This window comes from Pedobacter kyonggii, from assembly GCF_004310665.1.
In the GTDB taxonomy this organism is placed as follows: Bacteria; Bacteroidota; Bacteroidia; order Sphingobacteriales; family Sphingobacteriaceae; genus Pedobacter; species Pedobacter kyonggii.
In genome coordinates, this window is sequence record NZ_SIXF01000017.1 from 81,628 (window position 1) to 105,205 (window position 23,578).

The 23,578-nt window shown below is 38.2% G+C and carries 13 protein-coding genes; 10 read left to right on the forward strand and 3 right to left on the reverse strand.

Going from position 1 to position 23,578, the window contains the following annotated elements; all coding sequences use genetic code 11:
- Positions 1 to 10: 10 nt before the first annotated feature.
- Positions 11 to 1,390, reverse strand: a complete 1,380-nt coding sequence (locus EYS08_RS16660; protein WP_208745883.1) for a RagB/SusD family nutrient uptake outer membrane protein — start codon at positions 1,388 to 1,390, stop codon at positions 11 to 13.
- A 16-nt stretch (positions 1,391 to 1,406) separates the two neighbouring features.
- On the reverse strand, positions 1,407 to 4,493 hold the full coding sequence (locus EYS08_RS16665; protein ID WP_131031088.1) for a SusC/RagA family TonB-linked outer membrane protein: 3,087 nt from the start codon (positions 4,491 to 4,493) through the stop codon (positions 1,407 to 1,409).
- Positions 4,494 to 4,693: 200 nt separating this feature from the next.
- Here EYS08_RS16665 and EYS08_RS16670 point away from each other — a divergent pair, with 200 nt between their 5' ends.
- Entirely contained in the window at positions 4,694 to 4,879 is a 186-nt protein-coding gene (locus EYS08_RS16670) for a CsbD family protein (RefSeq protein WP_029276197.1), read from the forward strand.
- Positions 4,880 to 4,947: 68 nt separating this feature from the next.
- Positions 4,948 to 5,997, forward strand: a complete 1,050-nt coding sequence (locus EYS08_RS16675; protein WP_131031089.1) for a glycoside hydrolase family 130 protein — start codon at positions 4,948 to 4,950, stop codon at positions 5,995 to 5,997.
- 476 nt (positions 5,998 to 6,473) lie between these two features.
- On the opposite strand, the gene EYS08_RS16680 is transcribed toward EYS08_RS16675, so the two are convergent.
- On the reverse strand, positions 6,474 to 9,407 hold the full coding sequence (locus EYS08_RS16680) for a M16 family metallopeptidase (protein WP_131031090.1): 2,934 nt from the start codon (positions 9,405 to 9,407) through the stop codon (positions 6,474 to 6,476).
- A gap of 221 nt (positions 9,408 to 9,628) precedes the next feature.
- Between EYS08_RS16680 and surE the strand changes: the two genes are divergently transcribed.
- The 8 genes from surE to EYS08_RS16720 all read left to right on the forward strand — a co-directional run bounded on the left by surE (position 9,629) and on the right by EYS08_RS16720 (position 23,536).
- Complete coding sequence (gene surE / locus EYS08_RS16685) at positions 9,629 to 10,474, forward strand: 5'/3'-nucleotidase SurE (RefSeq protein WP_131031091.1); 846 nt, start codon at positions 9,629 to 9,631, stop codon at positions 10,472 to 10,474.
- A 24-nt stretch (positions 10,475 to 10,498) separates the two neighbouring features.
- On the forward strand, positions 10,499 to 10,759 hold the full coding sequence (locus EYS08_RS16690; RefSeq protein ID WP_244215980.1) for a stationary phase survival protein SurE: 261 nt from the start codon (positions 10,499 to 10,501) through the stop codon (positions 10,757 to 10,759).
- Between the two features lie 146 nt (positions 10,760 to 10,905).
- The gene (gene lpxB / locus EYS08_RS16695; protein ID WP_131031093.1) at positions 10,906 to 12,009 is read left to right on the forward strand and encodes a lipid-A-disaccharide synthase; all 1,104 of its coding nucleotides are present in this window, start codon (positions 10,906 to 10,908) and stop codon (positions 12,007 to 12,009) included.
- Between the two features lie 252 nt (positions 12,010 to 12,261).
- The gene (locus tag EYS08_RS16700; protein ID WP_131031094.1) at positions 12,262 to 13,266 is read left to right on the forward strand and encodes a LacI family DNA-binding transcriptional regulator; all 1,005 of its coding nucleotides are present in this window, start codon (positions 12,262 to 12,264) and stop codon (positions 13,264 to 13,266) included.
- Positions 13,267 to 13,590: 324 nt separating this feature from the next.
- Entirely contained in the window at positions 13,591 to 16,626 is a 3,036-nt protein-coding gene (locus EYS08_RS16705; protein ID WP_131031095.1) for a SusC/RagA family TonB-linked outer membrane protein, read from the forward strand.
- 10 nt (positions 16,627 to 16,636) lie between these two features.
- Positions 16,637 to 18,295, forward strand: a complete 1,659-nt coding sequence (locus EYS08_RS16710) for a RagB/SusD family nutrient uptake outer membrane protein (protein ID WP_131031096.1) — start codon at positions 16,637 to 16,639, stop codon at positions 18,293 to 18,295.
- 420 nt (positions 18,296 to 18,715) lie between these two features.
- Positions 18,716 to 21,160, forward strand: coding sequence for a glutaminase family protein (locus EYS08_RS16715; protein WP_131031097.1), 2,445 nt, complete (start codon positions 18,716 to 18,718; stop codon positions 21,158 to 21,160).
- 108 nt (positions 21,161 to 21,268) lie between these two features.
- Positions 21,269 to 23,536 carry a GH92 family glycosyl hydrolase gene (locus EYS08_RS16720; protein ID WP_131031098.1) on the forward strand — a complete coding sequence of 756 codons (2,268 nt, stop codon included), beginning with the start codon at positions 21,269 to 21,271 and terminating at the stop codon, positions 23,534 to 23,536.
- Positions 23,537 to 23,578 lie beyond the last annotated feature (42 nt).

The following is a 23,578-nucleotide window of genomic DNA, read 5'->3' on the forward strand; positions in this document are numbered from 1 at the left end:
ATATGTAATTTTAATAACCTGGGTTTTGAACCAGTTTAGTGTTTGCGTCAATTTCACGTTGTGGAATAGGGAAAACTAATCTGGTAGAATTCCATGGTAAACTACCAATGTTGGTTTGCGTTCTTTTGGCATCGTGTAATGAAAATCCTTCAAAAGCAAATTCAAGTTTCCTTTCGTTAAGGATATCTGCTAAAGTAGCAGTAGTTGTGGTTAAGCCAGCCCTATCTCTAACTGTTGTTAGATCCTGTAGTGGTGTTATGCCTCCAATTGGCGCTGCAGGTGCTAAGCGTGCATTAGATTCTGCCCTGATTAAATACATTTCTGCCAATCTAATAACCGGAACATTCCCGAATTGATTGCCAAATTTTGCAGTAAACATGTCGTCATCGTCATAAAAAGCATTAATCCTGTCATCATCTGGAGCATAAGTCTCATCAATCCAATCTTGTGAAATTACCGCATCCCCACGGCCACCAAATGTAGATGAACCATAAAACTCATTAAAGCCATTAAAACCAGTTAAAGTTGTTACCTGCATGGCAAAAACATCTTCAGTAGAATTGTCTCCAGGTTTTGCGGGCCTCCCACTTTCAGGCATTTTAGGGAAAGCACCAAGGTATGTACCTGTTAGTTGATAATTTCCAGAAGCAATCACCCGATCTGCAGCTGCTCCGGCTTCGCTATAATTACCCATTTGTAAATAAAGTCTCGCTAGCATTGCAGCTGCCGCAGATTTAGTTGCGAAAAAACCATTAGTGGCCGGAAGTTTAGCTTCTGCCTCTGTTAAATCAGCTATAGCCTGATTGTAAACGGCAGCTACAGTGGCCCTGCTTACATAATTCGATTCGCTTATAAGGTTAGTTGGTGTTAACACAATTGGTACGCCTAAATTCGTGCTTGGAGTGCCATCATTGTAGGCTTTTGCAAATACCCTAACGAGTTCGAAATATGCAGACCCCCGAATAAATTTAGCTTCTCCCTCTACTCTATTCTTTTTCGCAGGCTCTACTTTATCAAGGGCAGCAATTACATTATTGGCATCATTAATTGCGGTATACCCTGCAGCCCAAACATTATCTACAAAGGTATTTGTTTTTAAAAGCTGTTTGTTGATGGCCTGGGTCAGTTCCTCGTAAGTTCCAAACCATTCAATGGCATCGGTATTTGCTAAGAAATCAGCCATCAAAAACGGGCGACCACCAAAAAAATTGCGGCTGCCGAGATCTGAATATGCACCAATCAATGCACCTTCAACATCTTTTGAGGTAAGTAAAGCATTTTTTTGCTCAATCGTATCAACAGGATTTATATCAAGCGGTTTTTTGCATGATGATAAAGCCATCAAAAACATGCAAGCAAATATGATATTATTTATATATGTCTTTTTCATTTTGATTCTTTTTAAATTATAGGCCGATATTAATACCAAATGAAATTACACGTGGTTGTGGCGCAGAATAAAAGTCTACGCCTTGATTAATGTTTGTTGACTGATAATCGGCGTTAACCTCTGGATCCCATCCCTTATAGCCTGTAATTGTGGCTAGATTTTGAGCTGTAGCATATAACCTTAATTTACTTAATTTAATTTTAGTTAATACAGAAGCAGGGAAAGTATACCCAAGCGTTAATGTTTTTAAGCGGACATAAGAGCCATCAGAAAGGTATCTGGTTGAGTTTCCAATACCATTCCCTGCGAACAGACGCGGCTCGGGAACCATTGTTACATCGCCTGGTTTGTCCCAATAATCCATTTGATCTGCAGTTTGGTTATCATAACCGTTTGATGCATTGGCGCTCATATACTGGCCACCAGCATTGAAAATTTTATTGCCTTTTACGCCTTGAAAAAATATGCCTAAATCGAAATTCTTGTATGAAAAAGTGTTGTTTAAGCCGAATGTATATTTTGGGTTTGGGTTGCCTGCAAAAATCCGTTGTGCATCGTTAATATTATTTGTTGTACTCCTGTCTACATTGCCATCAACTACTGTGTTTTTGTAATAAATCGCATCGCCATTTGCCGGATCTACCCCAGCATATTCAGGCAGGTAAAACACACCGATGGGTTGATCTGAGATGGCCGCATTTATTTCATTACTGTTTAAGACCTGTCCACCTAAATTGGTAATCTTATTATTGTTAATTGCTCCCGTTATAGCAGTTGACCATTTAAATGCGCCTACAAAGTTTTCGGTGTTAATGCCTAATTCATATCCTGTGTTTTTTAGCGAACCTAAATTTTGGGTTTTAGTAGAGAAACCCGTTGTTTGTGGAATAGGCACATCTAATAATAAATCGCTTGTATTTTTTTGATAGAAATCAAATATTCCTGTAATTCTATTCTTTAAAATACCAAAATCAAAGCCGATATCGAGTTGCTTCGTTTTTTCCCATGTTAAATCCGGATTGGCTATTCGCGAAGGAGTTTGCCCAGGCAAACCACCATATGCCCCTGTTCCAGCAAATAAACCACGGGCAGAATAATTACCAATTTCGGCATTACCTGTTAAACCATAACTTGCCCTAAATTTTAATAGACTGATGGTTTCACTTTGTTTTAAGAAATCTTCTTCAGATGCAATCCAGGCCAATGAACCTGCCGGGAAATATCCATATCTGTTATTGGTTCCAAATCGTGATGAACCATCAGCCCTTACACTAAAACCCACTAAATAACGGTCGTTGTATTTATAATTGGCCCTAAAGAAATAAGACAGAAAGCTAAAAGCACCTTCATTACTGGTTGCAATTACTTTTGTTGCAGCAGAACCTAATTTAATGTAAGAATCACTTGGGAAATCCTGTCCTTCAATGGTGCTGTACTTCGTGGTTGATTTTTGATAACTTGTACCCAAAATGACATCAAAAGCACTTTTTCCGATAGTTGTATTATAACTGAAGAAATTATTTGTATTCGCGTTAATTACAAAAGTTGAAATATTTTGCCCGTAGCCATTTGATGTGCCTGTATTTCTAAAAGTTAATGAACCATAATAACTTTCTTCGTTTTGATTTAAGTTATCAATAGAAAAATCAGTGCTGAATTTTAATCCCTTAGCAATGTTGATATTTGCAAAAGCTTTGCCAATTGTTCGATACACAGTTGCTTTATAAAAAGCATTATCGACACTAAGGAATGGATTGTAGTATACTGGATAGTTTGAAGCTGCTCCAGGTAAACTTCCACTTATTAAACCCGACCTTGGGTCTATAAAAGGCGTAATAGGAGAGAGTGCTACAGATTGTAAAGGACTTGAAAAGGCATTATCATTCGATAGCCTGTTATTAATACTGTTTGAAAAATTAAGGTTAATGCCCGCTTCTAAAAAATCAGTTACTTTATTGGTCAGGTTTAGCCGGCCGCTGTAGCGTTTATAACTGTTGCCTATTACAATTCCTTGTTGATCTAGTGCCTGCCCGCCGATGTAGAACTTAGTTTTTTCATTGCCACCTGTTAAATTAAGGTCGTATTGTTGCGTAACAGGTTTGTCCTGAAAAGAAGCAGCTTCCCAGTTAGAATTTACTTTATAAGTTTGATAATCGTTGTTGCCAGCAGAATACCGGTTTAAACGCGCCTCTACACTTGCGCTATAATCATCTAATGCTTCTTGCAGGGTTGCATAATCTCCATTAAGAAAATCCTGATTCGCCTGGCCTTGCCCAGCTCTACGCTCTATTTGAACATATTGCTCTGCGTTTAAAAAATCCCTATGGTTAGAAGGTGAGCTTACACCACCCAGTGCATTAAACTGGATAAGTGTTTTGCCAGCCTTACCTTGTTTGGTTGTGATCAATACCACGCCATTTGAAGCTCTTGCGCCATAAATTGCCGATGCCGATGCATCCTTTAACACTTCTATAGATTCGATATCATTGGTGTTTATATCTGCTAAAGCACTCGTAGGGGCAGTAGTACTTGAAAAATCTCCCGAGGTTATTGGTATTCCATCAACGATGTAAAGTGGCTCGCTACCTGCAGTTACTGATGCAGCGCCCCTTACCCTTACTGTTATTCCCTGCCCTAATTTTCCATTTTGAGCTGCAATCTGTACACCTGCTGCTTTTCCTTGTAAGGCCTGTTCAAAACTTGTTACGGGTAAATTCTCAAGATCTTTAGATTTAACAGAGGCTACAGATCCCGTCACATCCCGTTTGTTCTGTGTACCATAACCCACCACCACTACATCAGAAAGCGTGTTGTTTTCCTCATCAAGGTTTACATTAACGCTTTGTCCCGCAATAGGTACTTCTTTGGTTTTGTAACCGATAAAGCTGAAAACAAGTGTTTTGGCATCATCCGAAACGGTTAATTTAAAAGCTCCCGAGGCATCACTCTGTGTGCCGTTAGCTGGTGAGCCTTTTACAAATACGCTAACGCCCGGAATTGGTCCGGAGGTTGACGTAACTTTCCCGGTAATCACTTTGCCTTGTGCGAAAGCAAATGAAATTGCACCGAGATACAAAAGCATACTTAAGAGTAGTTTTTTCATCAAATTGGTAGTTTAGTTAGTAATGTTTAGTAGTTCGTAGAAACGATTTTTTAATATAATTAAAAACTTTTATAAAACCTGCTGTAGTAAAGTAAAATCGGATTGTTGTTTGGTTTTTTGAGCTTAAATCAAAACAAAAAGTGACAAAAAATGTTAATAGATTTAAAAAAGTATATTATTTACCACAAAAAAACACGAGTATGGATAAGTTAGAATTAAAAGGGAAGTGGAATGAAATAAAAGGAAAGGTTAAACAAGCTTATGCCGATTTAACTGACGATGATTTAAAACACGAAGAGGGACAAGACGATGAATTGTTGGGAAAACTGCAACAAAAAACGGGAAAAGGAAGAGATGAGCTTGTGAAATGGATAAACTCATTATAATATCAATTTTATTAATAATATACAGGCGGCCAATTTTGGTCGCCTGTTTGTTTTAACATCATTTTTTTATGGCCGATATTGCACAACGGTTTATTCAAAACCCCATACTTTGTCCAAAAGATTTAGTGCCGAGTACAGCAGGCCTGGAAATCGCATGCCTCTTAAATCCTGGTGTTTTTACCTTTCAAAATAAAATATGGCTTCTTGTGCGGGTAGCAGAACGGCCAGTGCAAAAACAGGGACTTATTTCTTTTCCGGTTTTAAAGAAAAACGGCATCGAAATTATCGAGATAGAGGAGGCAGATCCTGCTTTGGTAGATAATGATCCAAGGGTGATCAATTATCGGGGTGCCGATTATTTAACCACCTTGTCGCATTTAAGGCTCGTTTGCAGTGATGATGGTGTGCATTTTTATCAACCAGCCGGTTATCCTTTATTACAGGGTGAGGGAGAAGATGAAACTTTTGGCATTGAAGATTGCCGTGTATCCTTAATCGATAAAACCTACTATTTAACCTTTACTTCAGTATCTGCCCATGGGGTAGGGGTTGGGTTAAGAACAACAAAAGATTGGAAGAGTTTTGAGAAACATGGCATGATTATTCCGCCACACAATAAAGACTGTGCCATGTTTGAAGAACGCATTAACGGTAAATTTTATGCCTTACACCGCCCCAGTAGTGTAGCGCTGGGCGGCAATTACATCTGGCTGGCCGAATCTCCCGATGGCATTCATTGGGGCAAACACAGGTGTATCATTAAAACCAGACCTAACCACTGGGATAGTGCGCGTGTGGGCGCCGGGGCACCACCAATAAAAACAGCAGAAGGATGGCTCGAAATTTATCATGGTGCAAACGGAAAACATCAATATTGTTTAGGTGCCTTTCTAATGGATTTAAATGATCCATCGAAAGTACTGGCCAGAACCGAAGAACCGATTATGGTACCGACTGAAGATTATGAATTACATGGTTTCTTTGGTGAGGTCGTATTTACAAACGGCCACATCATTAACGGAGATGAATTAACGATTTATTATGGTGCAGCTGATGAATTTGTTTGTGGGGCTAAATTTTCGGTGAAGGAAATTTTGAGTGCGCAGAAATATTTTTAGCTGTTGACCACGAAGATACCGAGACACGATTTGTTTTTTTGTAGTTGTAGTAATGAATTAATGAACTTTTATGCAGGCAGGAGTTTTTTATACGCTTTACAGCCCTGATAGTATCACAAAATTTCGTTTTTAAACCGGATTGAAGGGGAGATCCTTTTTGTGGCCTGAGCGTTTAGGTATTGGGCAAAAAAGATCGGATTGGAAAGCCGGAAGAAACACTAATCAAAACCTACAGGCTCTGCTTTCCCAATCCAATGGAGGATTACAAATCCACAGTTCAATGATCCGAAAAACATTTTTGAGTATAGCGTTTGGCACTTAGCTAACCGCCTTAAACATTAACCCCTAGGCAATGAACCAATGACCTAATTAACTAAACAAAAAAAGCGATCCCCGTTTCCGAGAATCGCTGGTAATTTTGATATTAAAGCATCAGGCCTTTACCTTAAGCCTTCAACCTTCTACCCTCAACCTTATTAGTATCCAAAAATCTGCTCCAGGCTTAATTTAGTTACCGGACCAAATTTTGCTAAATCAGCCATGTTGATTTTCTTTTCGGAAGCCACGATACAGTAACTGTAAGGTTTGCCCGAAAGATTGGTCTGATGGAATGATTTTACATCATTAAAAGTTAATGGTTTTAAGTTCGCGTATTCATCAACTCTTGAGTCGTGATCAAAGCCTAATTTTTTATCTGCCAAATAGGTATAGATAATTCCATCTTTGGTAATACGGCTAGTTTCCAGGCCGTTTAATGAATTTGTTTTTGATAAGGCAAATGATTTATCCGACTCTGGTAAAGTGGTTAATAACTCGTTCATGCCTGCTACAGCTTCATTCATTTTGTCGGCCTGTGTACCTACATAAGCAATAATGGTATTTTCTTTCTCTTTGGTGTTTGGAGAAGAGTATACCGCAAAAGTAGAATAAGCCAAGGCTTTAGATTCGCGGATAGTTTGGAATACAACAGACCCCATGCCGCCGCCAAAATAGTTATTAAATAAAGCAATTTTCGCTGCATTGGCCGGATCGTATAACCCACCATTGCGTACCCAACGGATTTCTGCCTGAACCATATCGTAATCGGCAAAGTAAACTTTGTTCGAATCGGTTTTGGTGTACACAAATTTCTTAATCGGTGCCGCATCAGTAAATTCTTTAGCCAACGGATGTGCTTTTACAATATCAGCAGAAAATGCTGCTAAAGTTTTAGGACCATAATAGGTAATGGTGTGTTTGTAATTGGTAAGGTTATGTAAGATATAGATCAGATCTGCCGATTTCATATTTTTGATCTCATCGTTAGTTAATCCGTAATTGAAAGGATTATCTGCGCCATACTGCGCATAGCTCATTAAACCACCAAGAATTGATGATTTGTTTAATTTTGCATTATCTCTCGATTTTAACAAACGACCTTTTAAATCTTCTAAGGCTTTTTCGTTCGGTTTGCAATTTGCCAGTACATCTTCAACCAGTGCAACAGCTTTATCAAAATTTTCCTGTAAACCACTGATTGAAACCGTAGTTACATCGGTGCCTACATTTATGCTATAGCTGCAGGCAATGTTGTAAAATGCTTTGCTAATATCTTCTGCCGAATATTTATCAGTACTTAAGAACGCTAAATACTGAGCAGCATAAGGCAATAACTTATAGTTGTACGAGCCCATATCAAAACGATAGCTCATTCGGAAAATTCCGTTTTCGGTGTTTTGTACAGCAATTACATCGGCAATGCCTGCTTTACCGAAACTAAGGTCTTTAGTATAATCTAAAAACTTAGGGGCGATCGGTTTTACCGGAGCAGCAATGATGTCTTTTGTAAATGGAGAAACCTCATTAACATTGGTTTTTACAGCGGTAATGGCTGGCTTTTCTACTTTAATAATGCCCTTATCTTCACCTTTATGCTTTAAGATAGAAACATAATTGTTAATGAAAAACTTATTGGCAAAATCTACAATTTCCTTTTTGGTTACTTTAGCCATTGCATCGGTTGATGCGAGGGTTTTATCCCATTCTGTACCACGGTTTTGAATAAAGGCGTTCATGGCGAAATCTGCACGCACATCGTTATTATCGAAGCTTTGAAGTTCGGCCAGTTTAATGTTAGCAACCGTTGCTTTAATAAGGCTTTCGTCGAATTCACCTTTTTTAAGCAATTCAACCTGCTCTAACAATAACTTTTGCGCTTCTTCTAAACTTTGTCCGGCTTTAGGTGAACCAGATAAAATGAAAATTCCATAATCTTTCATCGAGTTATAACCGGCACCTGCCCTCAGCATTTTTTGTTGTTTATTAATGTTGATATCCATTAAACCCGCTTTACCGTTTGCCAGGATGCTGCCGATTAAATCTAACAATAAACTTTGGTGCGTATTTTGGGCAAAACCCCTGTAAGCAACATATAAATTTTCTGCACTCGGACCGTAAATATCAACTGTTTGAACCTGTGTTAATGGTTTTTCTGGTGCGGGATTGTAAAGCGACAATGGTTTAGGTGCCATAAAGGCGAAGTCCTTATCGATTTTTTTGATTAAATCATCATAATTAATATCACCGCTCATAATTAGGGCCATATTATTGGGCACATAATATTTGTTGTAATATTTTCTGATTTCGATTAACGATGGATTTTTTAAATGCTCAATAGTACCAATAGTGGTTTGTTGTCCGTAGTTATGTGTTGGGAATAAAGCATATAACATTTTCTCGTACATTTTACGGCCATCATTATCCATACCGATGTTTTTCTCTTCGTAAACAGCTTCTAGCTCTGTATGGAAGATGCGGAAAACAGGGGCACGGAAACGTTCTGCCTGTACCGCCAAAAATTTATCAATGGCATTTGATGGAAGATCCTCTTCGTACACGGTTTCTTCTACCGAGGTATGGGCGTTGGTAGAATTGCTTCCGATCGATTTCATCATTTTATCGTATTCGTTTGCGATAGAATAATTAGAAGCTTCGCCCGAAGTTTTATCAATTTCCTTATAAATCTCTTTACGTTTAGCCGGATCGGTAGTTTTGTTGTAAGTTTCGTAAAGTGCTTCGATCTTATCTAAAAGTGGCTTTTCTTTGGCATAATTTAAGGTTCCGAATTTATCTGTTCCTTTAAATAAAAGATGCTCTAAATAGTGCGCTAAACCGGTATTGGTACGTGGATCGGTATTACTGCCCGCTCTTACCGCCATTTTGTAGGTAATATTTGGCTCTTTATTATTTTGAGATAAAATTACAGTTAAACCGTTTTTTAAAGTATAAAAACGTGTTTTGGTCGGATCGTTGGTTACATACCTGTAGCTAAAGCCACCAGAAGTTCCTGTTTTCCATTGGTAGGTTGTTTGCGCCTTCGCTAAAGAACTTGTAATTAGAAAACAAGCCAAAGTAAATAGTTTGAATTTCATTGCTTGGTTTTGGTTTATGATAATGAGTGCGTACCTGTTGGTTTAAGCGTGATCTCAAATACAGCCTTCATTTTTAATAAGTTATTTATCCAAATATATATGCTTTCTGGCAGGGAATGAAATAATTTTGATTTCAAAACTAAAAATCTAGGAATAAATGATTTTAGCATATAAATCATGGCTTATTGTGCCTTGAATTTATAATCTGTATTTTTACCCGCATGACAAAGCAGGGCACAAAACCAAATATTTTAGTTGTAAATGACGACGGGATTACAGCTACGGGCATAAAGAATTTAATGGAGGTAATGCAGGAGCTGGGCAATGTAGTGGTAGTTGCACCAGATAGTCCGCAAAGCGGAATGGGGCATGCCATTACCATAGGTAAACCGATCCGTTTTGATAAGGTTGATCTTTACGCAGGTGTAGAAATGTATAAATGCAGCGGAACCCCGGTTGATTGCGTTAAAATTGCTGTAAATAAGATTTTTAAAGGTAAAAAACCTGATTTATGCGTGTCAGGAATTAACCATGGACTAAATAACTCGATCAATGTACTCTATTCAGGTACCATGTCTGCTGCGGTAGAAGGTGCAATAGAAAAAATTCCATCTATTGGTTTCTCATTAGACGATTTTGCAGCTGATGCCGATTTTAGTCATACCAAAAAATACATTAAAAACATCTGTGAGCAGGTTTTGGTGAATGGTTTACCAGAAGGAACCTTGTTAAATGTGAATTTCCCAAAAGGCGATCACCTAAAAGGCATTAAGGTTTGCCGTCAGGCCAATGCAAAGTGGATGGAAGAATTTGATGAAAGAACTGATCCTTACAAACGCCCATACTATTGGTTAACGGGTGTTTTCGAAAATTTTGATAAGGGAGAAGATACCGATGTTTGGGCATTGGAAAACAATTACATTTCTATTGTTCCGGTTCAGTTTGATTTAACGGCACATCATGCCATACAAGCAATAAACAGTTGGGATTTTATCGGCAACAATGCTGCTAAATCTACAAGTGCCAGCACAAAAGTTTCTGCGCCCGATGGCATTAATTTAGGTTAAGCGCTTGCCATTATGATTGATCGATTGAAAAGATTAAATAATTCTGTATGGATAGGTTTGGGCATCGGTTTGCTTGTGCCAGCAATATTTTGTTCCATTGCCTGGTATATTATTAACCATGTGGCTTCCCTTGCAAAAGCAGATTTGTTATATATTGGTGGTATTGCCATAAATGCTTATACCATGCAATACTTTTTTAAATACAATAAAGAAAATATTGGAAGAGGCATATTGGCCGCAACGTTTTTGTGCGCTTTTATATTTTTTGCATACAAAGTTTTTTGACGAAACGCTGAAGCTGAATAGATCGGTTCGTCATCCTGAATTCATTTCAGGATCCCAATGTTATTTGCTTTAAGATTCCCGCCTGCGCGGGAATGACGATCACTTTTTATCTTATCTAATGACAGATTTGCAGTAAAATTATAACTATGAAATACTACCTCGTAGCCGGAGAAGCCTCAGGCGATTTACATGGTGCCAACTTAATGAAAGCCTTAAAAGCTGAGGACGGCGAAGCTGTATTCAGGTATTTCGGGGGTGATAAAATGCAGGCCGAAGGTGGAACGCTGGTTAAACATTATGCCGATATGGCTTTTATGGGCTTTACAGAGGTAATTCTAAATTTAAGAACCATTTTCAAAAATCTTAAAGCCTGCAAAGACGATGTTTTAGAATGGAAGCCCGACGTGTTGATCCTGATCGATTTTCCGGGCTTTAATTTAAAAATTGCAGAATTTGCAAAGGCCAACGGCATTAAAGTATGTTATTATATTTCACCTAAAGTTTGGGCATGGAACCAAAAACGGGTGTTGAAAATCAAAAAGGTTGTCGATCATATGTTCTGTATCTTGCCTTTCGAAGTAGATTTCTACAAAGAATGGGGCATGCAGGTAGATTATGTTGGCAATCCCTTATTAGACGAAATTGCGCAGTTTACGCCTGATTTAAATTTCCGCGAAAACCATCAATTAGGAAATGGGAAAATTATCGCCCTATTGCCTGGTAGCCGCAAGCAGGAAATAGAACGGTTACTCCCGGTGATGTTGAGCATTACCGAAAACCATCCAGATTATATTTTTGCCATTGCAGCTGCACCAACTTTTACCGAAAGTTACTACCGCCAGTTTACGGGCGATAAAAAAGTTCATCTTCTTTTTAGTAGTACCTATAATTTATTGCACCATGCCCATGCTGCAATTGTAGCTTCAGGAACAGCTACGCTAGAAACTGCTTTGTTTAAAGTGCCACAGGTGGTGGTTTATAAGGGCGGAACCATTTCAATTGCCATTGCCAGGATGTTGGTGAAAATTAAGTTTATTTCATTGGTTAATCTTATTGTAAACAAGAAGATTGTAACCGAACTTATCCAGGAGGATTGTAACACCCAAAAGGCGAACGAAGAGCTCAAAATTATCTTAACAGGTGAGGGCAGGAACGAGATGTTAGAACATTATGACGAGCTGCTTTTACTCATGGGAAAACCCGGCGCTTCGGCAAAAACGGCAAGATTAATTACGACCTACCTGCACTAACAATTCAACAGGTAGAGGGCTTAATGATGAACCTACTTACTCGTACAGGATATTAATTTTGATACAAAGGGTGCCTTAATGGCGCCTTTTGTTGTTTTAAGCTTTCACTTTGACATTGTGCCATCCTTTAACAAACGTTTCTAAAACGATTAAGATAAAAAATGTTAAATTGCGTTTTTATAATGGCAAAAATTTAAAAGCTGCAATTTTTATTTAGCTTTGAATTGATTAACTCAAAAGAAATCCTACCAAATGAAATCGCTTTCTATCAAAGATATAGCCGTAAAAGCAAATGTATCCATTACCACAGTATCATTCATTATTAACGGTAAAGCAAAAGAGAAATCGATAAGCGAAGCAGTAATAGAAAAAGTTGAAAAAATTATTGAGGAAAGCGGTTATAAGCCTAATCAGATTGCAAGAAGCTTAAGAACAGGTAACTCCAATATCATCGGCTTAATTATCGAGGATATCTCCAATTCATTCTTCTCCAGGATTGCAAGGTTAATTGAAGATAAAGCCTATAAAAAAGGTTATAAAATTATTTATTCCAGTACAGAAAACAGTATCGACAAAGCAAAGGAACTGATCAACATGTTCAAATCGCGAAAAGTTGATGCCTATATCATTTCTCCGATAAAAGGAATAGAAGAAGATATACAAATGCTCCTGGATGATGGTAACCCCGTAATCCTGTTCGATAGAAATTTGAAAGACGTTAATACCAGCTACGTTGGAGCAGATCATTTTAATGCCTCGCACCAGTCAATACAGAGTTTTATCGATCATGGTAAAAAGAATATAGCCTTGGTTACCACTGATATAAATGTGGAACAAATTATAGAGCGGTACGATGGTTATAAGAAAGCACTGGAAGATAATGGAATCAGATATGATGACAAGCTGGTTTTAAAGATCCATTTTAATCAGGAAGAAAGCGAAACCATTGCTCAGATTCAAGAACTCTTCGAAAATAAAAAAATTGATGCAGTGTTATTTGCAACCAATTATTTAGCAATTAGTGGCTTAAAAGCGCTAAAACAAATCAATAAAAAAGTAGGAGATGATTTCGGGGTTATCGCGTATGATGATCATGAAGCATTCGAACTGCATACTCCCCGTATTTCTGCTGTCCAACAACCCCTGGAAGAAATAGCCGAAACCATCATTAAACTCATTTTAAACCAGCTTTCTTCAAAAGGTAAATCACCTGCTGAAGAGGTAATTATCCCCGCCCGTTTAGTCATTAGAGATTAGGAAAAAATCGACCTTCGTTCGATTGTAATATTTTTTTTACTTACTAAAACGTTTTATTATACTTTAAAATAGTTATAATTGATCAACTAAAACGTTTTAGCTTAGCCGATCTATTTATTATGAGAATTACAGCAGCTCCTTACTGAATTTTAACAGGTTTTACTAAACCGCCGAAATACTTCTGTCACGATCAAATCAAACCTTTAAATCAATAAAATACCTGAAAATGTTCGGCAACTAATCCAGTCCGGTCATTTCCATCACAGATAAAATATTACCAGGAAAAAAAATAACTAATCAATTTATAATTTAACAAAACCGTTAATGAAAATTAATTTACTTAAAATCACGGGGCTGTCTGCTGCAATTGTATTGCTGAATAGTCCGGCGTTTTCAATGAATTCGGAGTGGGATGGTACACGGAGGTTCTTGAATGATAACAAGCTCAATGGGCGGATTCAGGCGCAAAAAAATGTTACCGGAACAGTAGTGGACGATAGTGGCCAGCCAGTTCCAGGGGTAGGTATTAAGAATGTAACTTCTGGCAAAGGTGCTGTAACCGATGCAACTGGAAAATTTAGTATAGAAGCAAATGTTGGCGATGTGATCAGGATCAGTTATATAGGCTATATAACGCAGAACATTACAATTGCTAATCAAACCACATTAAACATCAAATTAGTTGTATCTTCTGATACTAAACTGAATGATGTTGTAGTAGTAGGATACGGTACATTAAGAGAAAAAGAAATTACCTCGGCTGTAACGAAAGTAGATTCTACTAAATTCAGACAAAGTGGCTCGAGAAACCCATTAGATTTATTGGTAGGAAAGGTTGCAGGTTTACAAATCTCTAGAAATAGCTCTAACCCTAACAGTGGAGTAGGTATTCAATTGAGGGGAGTTACTTCTGTATCTGGCACTGCAAGCCCTTTAATCATCATCGATGGAATTCCAGGAGGTAACCTTGATCTTTTACAACAAGACGATATCGAATCGTTTAGCGTTTTAAAAGACGGATCTGGTGCCGCAATTTACGGAACAAGAGCAAATGCAGGGGTAATCATCGTAACAACAAAAAAAGGCAAAAAAGGACCTGCTCGTTTTGATTACAATGCTTATGTTAGAACTGAAACCCTTGTAAAAAGACCGGACTTTATGAATGCTACCGAATGGAGAGCGCGCATTGCAAGTGGTGAATACAATGTAGTTGATAAAGGTGGCGATTTTGATTATTTTCAGGATCTTATCAATAAAAACAACATTTCCAACAACCACAACTTGGCAGTATCTGGAGGCAGCGATAACTCTAATTATAGAGTTAGTGCAAACTACAGAGAGCTTCAAGGTTTTGCAAAGGAAAACGGACGAAAAGAATATGGCATTCGTGCGAGCTTGACTCAAAAGGGATTTCATGATAAACTTCAGGCACAATTCAACGTATCTACTAATTTCAACAATGCCAACCTACTTGGTGGAGGCGGTTGGGAAAATGTATTGACTAAGAATCCAACTGAATCATATTTTAACCCTGATGGCTCTTACCTTTTCACCAGAACAATCACCAACGAGCTTGCCCGTTTAGAACAAGAACGCTATGGTGTACAACAGCAAACTACCTCAGTAGATGGTAAAGTCGATTTCGAAGTTCTGAAAGATTTGAAATTGAGCGCATTCTTTGCAACCCAAAGAAATAACAGAATTTGGAGCGAATATCGTGATAAAGCAAGCCAGAATTCAGTTGAAAACGGTGATGCTCCTAGTGGTGGATATGCTGGAAAAAGTACTGAGTTAAACCAAAATATCAACTTCGAACCTACAATTGAGTACACGAAGACTTTTGGGAAACACAAACTCTCTGGAATTGGTGGTTACAGTTTCCGTCGGGAAACCAATGAGGGTTTTAATGCCAATAACCGGGGCTATGTGAATGATTTATTTGAAGATAATAATCTGGGAAGTGTGCCTGTAAAGGTAACTACAATAGGTATAGGAAGCTTTAAAAATGAGAATACATTGATTGCTGTTTTTGCAAGATTAAACTATTCCTTGAATGATAAATACTTTGCTCAAGCTATCTTCAGAAGAGAAGGTTCTTCTAAGTTTGGAGCAAACAACAAATGGGCTAACTTCCCTGCTATTTCCGCAGGCTGGAATATTACGCAGGAAGAATTCATGAAGAATGTAAGCTGGGTGAACAATTTGAAGCTAAGAGTAGGATATGGGGAAACAGGTAATTCGGGTATGGGAAATGATGCTGCTCTAGTAACCTTAAGCGGTGGAGGGATCTATCTTTTCCCAACAGGCGAGTATCTGCAAACTTATGGTCCAAATAAAAACCCTAATCCTGATTTGAGGTGGGAAACCAAACAAGAAACCAATATTGGTATAGACTTTACTATCCTAAACAATAAATTAACTGGTTCGATAGATGTATACAAACGAAAAACGAAAGACCTAATAGATACGTACACTTCGCCACAACCTCCTTTTGTAACGTCATCAATTACGACAAACGTTGGATCAATTTCAGCTAAAGGTGTTGAGCTTTCTTTAAGCTATGCGGCTATTAAAAATAAAGATTTCAGTTGGAGTGTAGATTTTGCAGGTAGTACTACAGAAAATATCCTGGATACTTATTCTAATAGTGAATATCGCAGAGACATGAGAACTTTTGGTTCGATAGGTGGTTTCGGAGCGCTCGGAGATGCATTTAGAACTTACGAAGGTAGAAAAGTTGGTGAATTCTGGGGCAAACGCTTTGCCAACTTCACGCCAGATGGTAAATGGAGGTTTTACAACAGAAATAATGAGGTTGTAACTAATGCTCAAATTAACACCTCTGTATTCAGAGATCAAACCGATTTTGCCGTGCTTGGGAATGCTGTTCCTAAATATTATTTGTCCTTAACAAACAACTTTACCTATAAAGGATTTGATTTAAGAGTATTCCTCAGAAGTAAGCTTGATTTCGATGTGCTCAATACTATGGCTATTTCTTATGGTAACAAAAATGGTGCCTCTACTAACTTGCTAAATAGTGCTTTCACCAAATATGCTGATCTGAAAGATACTTATATGTACACTGATTATTACTTAGAGAGTGGTAGCTTTCTTAAACTTGATGAGGTGACGCTTGGTTATACCTTTAAACTTAAGACCAAATATGTGAGAACACTAAGATTGAACTTGACTGGACAAAATCTAGTGACCATTACAGGTTACACAGGGAATGACCCAGACTATATTCAAGATACAGGTTTAGGGCAAGAAATCAACGGCAGAAGCTTAGGTATCGACACCAGAAGCCCTTACCCTGCAACAAGACAATTCTTATTTGGTGTTAATTTCGGATTTTAATTTTTAAGCAATGAAAAGATATAAAAAAATAATATTAACAGTGCTTGTGGCAGCACCAACGTTGCTATTAAATAGCTGTTCAAAACTAGATCAACCGATTTATGATCAGTTAATTGCAGATAATTTCTACAATAATAAAAATGAAGTTCTATCAGCCGTTTTAAGGCCATATACTCATGCTAATGCCTGGGTTACGCCGTCAGGCCAAGATGGATGGTGGAGGCCGGCTGAGCTCTCAGGAGATCAATTGGCTTGGCCAACTAAAGGCCGTCATGGAGAAGATGGTGGTAAATGGAAAAGATTACACTATCACACCTGGTTAAGTGATGATGGACCATTAAATAATGCCTGGGTGTTGATGTATTGGGGCATGGGTTTATGTAACGATCCTATCGGAAACCTTGAAAGAAGAAGCATTGTAGATATGGGGATTACGCAAGCAGAAAAAGATGCCTACATTGCCGAGTTAAAATTATTAAGAGCCTTTCACTATTTAAAACTAATGGATCTTTTTGGCAATATTCCAATTGTAACACAGGTTGGTATTCCTGCAAAGCCAGAAACACAGCCTAGAGCAGCTGTTTTTTCCTTTATCGAAAAAGAGATTAAAGAAAACATCGAAAAAGCACCAAAGTTATCAAGAAACATGATTGGTAGGATGAGTCAAGCTGGTGCTTATGCAATGTTGGTAGAGCTTTATCTAAATGCTGAAATTTGGACAGGTACAGCAAGATGGGACGATTGTATTGCTGCTGCAAATAAACTGATTGCAGGTGATGGTGGTGCGCAGAACGGTACTATGCAGTTAGATCCAAACATCACTGATCAATTCAAGTCTACTAACGATTTATCCAAAGAAGTGATTTTTTCAATCGCTTATGAGTTTACAAAAGCTTCTTTTCAACCCTCTTGGACAGGTGAATTCTTTCACTTCCAGCAAGATCAAATCTATGGTGGTGCACGAAATGGTAACGATGGTATTGTTGTAGTACCCGGAAATTTCACAAAATACGAGGATGAAGATTTAAGAAAGAGAACCTGGCTCTTAGAAGGTCCGATGGTGAGATTTGACAATGGTCAACCAGCGCTTGCCAGAGGAGGAAACGAATATGATGGGCAACAGATTGTTTTTGTAGATAACATCCGTAAAAATAAAACTGGATCTACCGTATCCAATATGAGTGAAGGTGAAGAAAATAGTGGAGTTCGTTTCAATAAATACAAATTAGGTAATCAGGTTGCAGGTATTGTAAATGGCGTAGCTGTGCCTATTGATGCTAATTACAACAATACTGATTGGAATATTTACCGGTTAACCTGGGTGTATTTTGCGAAAGCAGAAGCCATTATGCGTAAGAACGGGGGAGTAGCAACAGCAGAGGCAGTACAACTGATCAATGACTGTAAAAAAAGAGCTTTTACTGACACAAATTGGGCCACAAGAGCATACACACCTGCAACGTTAACACTTAACGAACTGTTGAGCGAAAGAGGCAGAGAATTTATTTTTGAAGGTTTCAGAAGAAATGACTTGATCAGATTTGGTAAATTTACGACCGAGAGCTGGTGGGATCATACACCATCAGCAACGTTTAGGAACCTGTTCCCAATTCCACAAGTTCAACGTACACTTAATGAAAACTTAGCGCAAAATCCTGGTTATAATTAAAGTAACTAAGATAAAGCATAAAAAGCCGTATTATAAGAAATTGTGATACGGCTTTTTTTGCAAAATTATGCCATTGTAATTTTGATAAGACTAACTTCCGAGGTTTCTAATGTAATACGCTTAATTTTCGTAAAAGCGTTGTTATGCTTTCATTCTTTCAATTTATACTATTGATGATTATTTTCCATCCATTTTCAAATCAATACTTTGTAACCTATATATTACAGTTGCACACACCTGAATATGAAGATTTTTTTACTAATATTGATTTTAGTAAAACGTTTTACTTTATTCAGCCTTTAGACTAAAAACCCAATTTAAACCAGCATACTTTCGCAGCTTATTTAGCTGCTGTCAAGATATTTCGCCGATAAATCAGTAAAACGTTTTATTAACTGCAATGAAAACCAAATATTAATTATGAGAAAATTTTCCTTAGTAGCACTTTGTCTTTTTTTTAATTTAATTATAAAAGCACAAGATAAGGCACCCGCTTATCCGTTAATTACACATGATGCATATTTTAGTATTTGGTCTTTTGGCGATGGGCTTAACCAATCGGTAACTAAACACTGGACAGGGAAGGATCAATCTTTGCTGGGTGTTATTAAAGTAGATGGTAAGTTTTATCGGTTTTTAGGCCAAGAAAGTAAAACCTTTAAAGAAATACTCCCAGCTGCCGATGTTTTAAAATATCAGGCCAGTTACAGCTTCGATAAACCTGAAACAGGTTGGGAAAATAACAGTTACAACGATAACAGCTGGAAAAAAGCCGAAGCTCCTTTTGGAGATGATCATTCTGCCAAAACAAAATGGAATAGCGACGATCTTTATTTTAGAAGAACCTTCAGTGTAGACAATATATCGGCTACAAAAAAATACTTAAAACTCAATCACGATGATAATGTAATTGTTTATTTAAACGGTAAAGTAATTTACAAAAGGAATGGGTGGGTTTCTGATTATATTTATGTGCCAATTGAAGACGGGAACCTAAAAACAGGAAAAAATATACTGGCCATCCATTGTAAAAATACCGCTGGGGGCAGGCATTTAGATGCTGGAATTGTAGAAGAAGATACAAGTGATGTAAAAATCGCTCCCGCTACCCAAACCAATGTATCCATAGCGGCCACCACTACCAGATATACTTTTAGCTGTGGCCATGTAGAACTACAGGTAGCTTTTACCTCCCCGTTGTTGCTTAATGATATTAAATTAACCGCCAGGCCAATCAGTTATATCAATTATACGGTAAAATCTACTGATGGCAAGCCGCATAGTGTAGATGTTTTTTTCGGTGCATCATCAAACCTGGCTGTAAATACACCAAGTCAAAGTGTGTCGGCGTGGAAGCATTCGAAAAACAATCTCTCCATCTTAAAAACAGGGACAGTAGAACAGCCGGTGTTAAAGAAACTGGGAGATGATTTACGTATCGATTGGGGCTATTTATACGTAGCCGTACCCGCCAGGTTTAATGCCACTCAATTTATAGGTACGCAGAACGAAAGCTTAAAAAGTTTCGTCGATTCCAAATACCCTGTACAAGCACAGGTTTTAAATTCAAAAAACCTAAACCTAAGCAGTATTATTCCTTTCGGTTCGGTTTCTTCAACCCCGGTAGACAAGTATATGATGTTGGGTTATGATGATCTGAAATCGGTAGAGTACTTTGGCACAAAGCTGCAACCCGTTTGGAGACTTTCGGGTAGTCAACAGTTTGAAGATGAATTGGCCCAGGCCGATACCCAGTACCCTTCGTTAAAAACCGAATGTACTATTTTTGATGCCAAACTATATGCAGATGCAGAAAAAGCTGGTGGGAAAGAATATGCTGATATGTGTAAATTGGCTTATAGACAGGCTATTGCAGCGCACAAAATTGTATATGCCCCAAATGGAGACATCCTGTTCCTATCGAAAGAAAATTTTAGTAATGGATCAATCAATACAGTAGATGTAACTTATCCATCAGCACCACAATTTTTGGTGTACAATCCCGAATTGTTAAAAGGAATGCTCAATGGTATTTTCTATTATTCAGAAAGTGGAAAATGGAAGAAACCATTTGCTGCACACGATTTAGGTACTTATCCTTTAGCTAACGGCCAAACCTATGGAGAAGATATGCCTGTAGAAGAGGCTGGAAATATGATCATCTTAACTGCAGCCATTACCAAGGCAGAAGGAAATGTAAAGTATGCAGAGAAACATTGGGAAGTAATGTCTGTATGGGCAAACTATCTGCTGAGAGAAGGTTTCGATCCGGCCAATCAATTATGTACCGACGATTTTGCCGGACACTTGGCCAGAAATTCGAATTTATCGGTAAAAGCCATTGTAGCTTTAGGTGCTTATGCACAAATGGCGCAATTGTTAGGTAAGGCCGATGTAGCTACAAAATACAGAACTGCTGCTTTACAAATGGCTCAGAACTGGATGAAACTTGCCGATGATGGCGATCATTATGCTTTAACCTTTAACGATAAAAATACCTGGAGCCAGAAATATAATTTGGTTTGGGACAAGCTTTTAAAACTCGATCTTTTTCCGAAAGAGGTTTATAAAAAGGAGATTAAGTTTTATCTAACTAAACAAAGAGATTTCGGATTGCCATTGGATAGCCGTAGAACTTACACCAAGTCTGACTGGATTATGTGGACAGCTACCTTGGCTGATAACAGAGCAGATTTTCAAGAATTTATAAGTCCGATATATCGTTTTGCGACCGAAACGGAGAGTAAGGTGCCATTGAGCGACTGGCATGAAACTACCAATGGAAAAATGACAGGCTTTCAGGCGAGAAGTGTTGTTGGTGGTTATTTCATCAAGATGTTAGCCGATAAATGGAATATTAAGTAACCACAGCATCAGCATTTGCATGCCTATACATGCGCTTACAAATGCCGGTGTTTTTAAATATACAGTCTGGTTTTGGTTATATCAGCTGGAAAGAATAAACACAAACAAATGAAACTTAAATTAATCGCATCCATTTTATGCTGCCTTGCTGCCAAAGGTTTATCGGCGCAGCAGAAAGATTGGGTTCACTATGTTAACACGCTTCAGGGCACTAACTCCAAACACGAACTCACCAGAGGAAATACCTATCCAACAACTGCACTGCCATTTGGTATGCATACCTGGACCCCGCAAACCGGTAGAAATGGTGATGGTTGGAAGTATCAATATTTTAAAGATAAAATCAGAGGCTTTCAACAAGCGCATCAGTGCAGTTCTTGGACGAGAGATTACGCGGTATTTTCTTTAATGCCAATGGTTGATGAGTTGGTTGTAAATGAAGATAAACGCGAAACTAAATTTAGCCATCAGGATGAAATTGCTAAACCAAACTATTATAAAGTAAAATTCGAAAACGATATCACCACCGAGATTTCACCATCAGAGCGTGGTGCACACCTTAGGTTCAGCTATCCAAAAGGCAAAAGAAGCTTTTTAATTTTAGACGGATACAACAGATTAAGCGGTGTTCAGATCTATCCCAAAGAAAATAAAATGACGGGCTGGGTAAACAATGGCGAAGGTTTTAAAAGAGGTTGGAAAAGTTATTTCGTAATTCAGTTCGATCAACCGATTAAATCTTACGGTACATGGGAGAACAAACGTAATACCATTGCAAAAGATTCTATTTCTGCTGAAGGATTGGGAAAAGGAGCATTTGTACAGTTCGAATCTGGTACAAAGGTGCAGGTGAAAACAGCTTCATCTTATATCAGTTTACAACAGGCCGAACTCAATTTAAAAAGAGAACTGGGCAATGATAAGACTTTAGAAGATACCAAAGCCCATGCTGCTGCGGTATGGAATAAATCGCTGGGTAAGATAGAAGTAGAAGGCGGTTCAAAAGCAGACATGGAAACTTTTTATTCTTGCTTTTTTAGGGCAAGCCTTTTTTCCAGAAAATTTTATGAAATAAATGAAGCCGGAAAACCATATTACTTTAGTCCGTATGATGGTAAAGTGCATGATGGGTATATGTTTACCGATACGGGTTTCTGGGATACTTTCCGTGCACAATTCCCGCTAAATACACTTGTACAGCCAGAAATGCACGGCCGTTATATGCAGGCCATGCTCGATGCCTATGAGCAATGTGGTTGGTTGCCATCATGGTCTTTTCCTAGCGAAGCGGGAAGTATGATCGGTAACCACGCTATTTCTTTGTTAACCGATGCCTGGGCAAAAGGAATCAGAACGTTTGATCCGAAAAAGGCACTGGACGCTTATTATCATGAAGCAATGAACAAGGGGCCATGGGGCCCGGCAAACGGTAGAGATGGCGTAACCGAGTATAATCAATTGGGTTATGTGCCTTATCCAAAATACAGAGAAGCTACAGCCAAAACACTAGAGTATGCCTACGACGATTATTGCGCTTACCATTTGGCAGAAATGATAGGAGATAAGCATTATATGGAGGTTTTTGAGAAACCCATGTACAATTATAAAAATGTTTACGACCCTTCTACCCGTTTCATGAGGGGTAGGAACGCAGCGGGGAAATGGTCGCCAAATTTCGACCCAACGGAATGGGGAGGCCCGTTTACCGAAGGAAATGCATGGCATTGGCAATGGTCAGTTTTTCAAGATACCAAAGGTTTAATTAATTTGATGGGAGGGAAGAACAATTTTATCGCCAAGCTCGATTCTGTTTTCAGCGAACCCAATAAAGTAAATGTAGGTTCGTACGGAGGGATGATCCATGAAATGACCGAAATGGTAATGGCAAATATGGGCCAATATGCACATGGAAACCAGCCCATACAGCATATGGTTTATTTATATAATTATGCTAATCAACCCTGGAAAGCACAGTTTTATGCCCGTGAGGTGATGCATAAACTGTACAATGCCACAGAAAATGGTTACCCCGGAGACGAAGACCAGGGGCAAACCTCATCGTGGTATGTGTTAAGCGCATTAGGGTTTTACAGCGTAACGCCAGGTACAGGAGAGTACGTTCTAGGAAGCCCGGTGTTTAAAAAAACAACTATTAATTTAGAAAATGGCAAAAAATTCGTCATTGAAGCACCTGCCAACAATGTTAGCAATGTTTATATAAAATCGGCAAGCTTAAATGGTAAAAATTATACCAAAAATTTTATAAACCATAGCGATTTGTTAAAAGGAGGAGTGTTAAAATTAGAGATGAATGTTAAACCTTCGTTAAATAGAGGGTTATTAGAAGAAGATAAGCCATTTTCGATCAGTAAATAAAAATTGAATCGCTACTTTTGGCGACTAATTTAGATTAAAGAA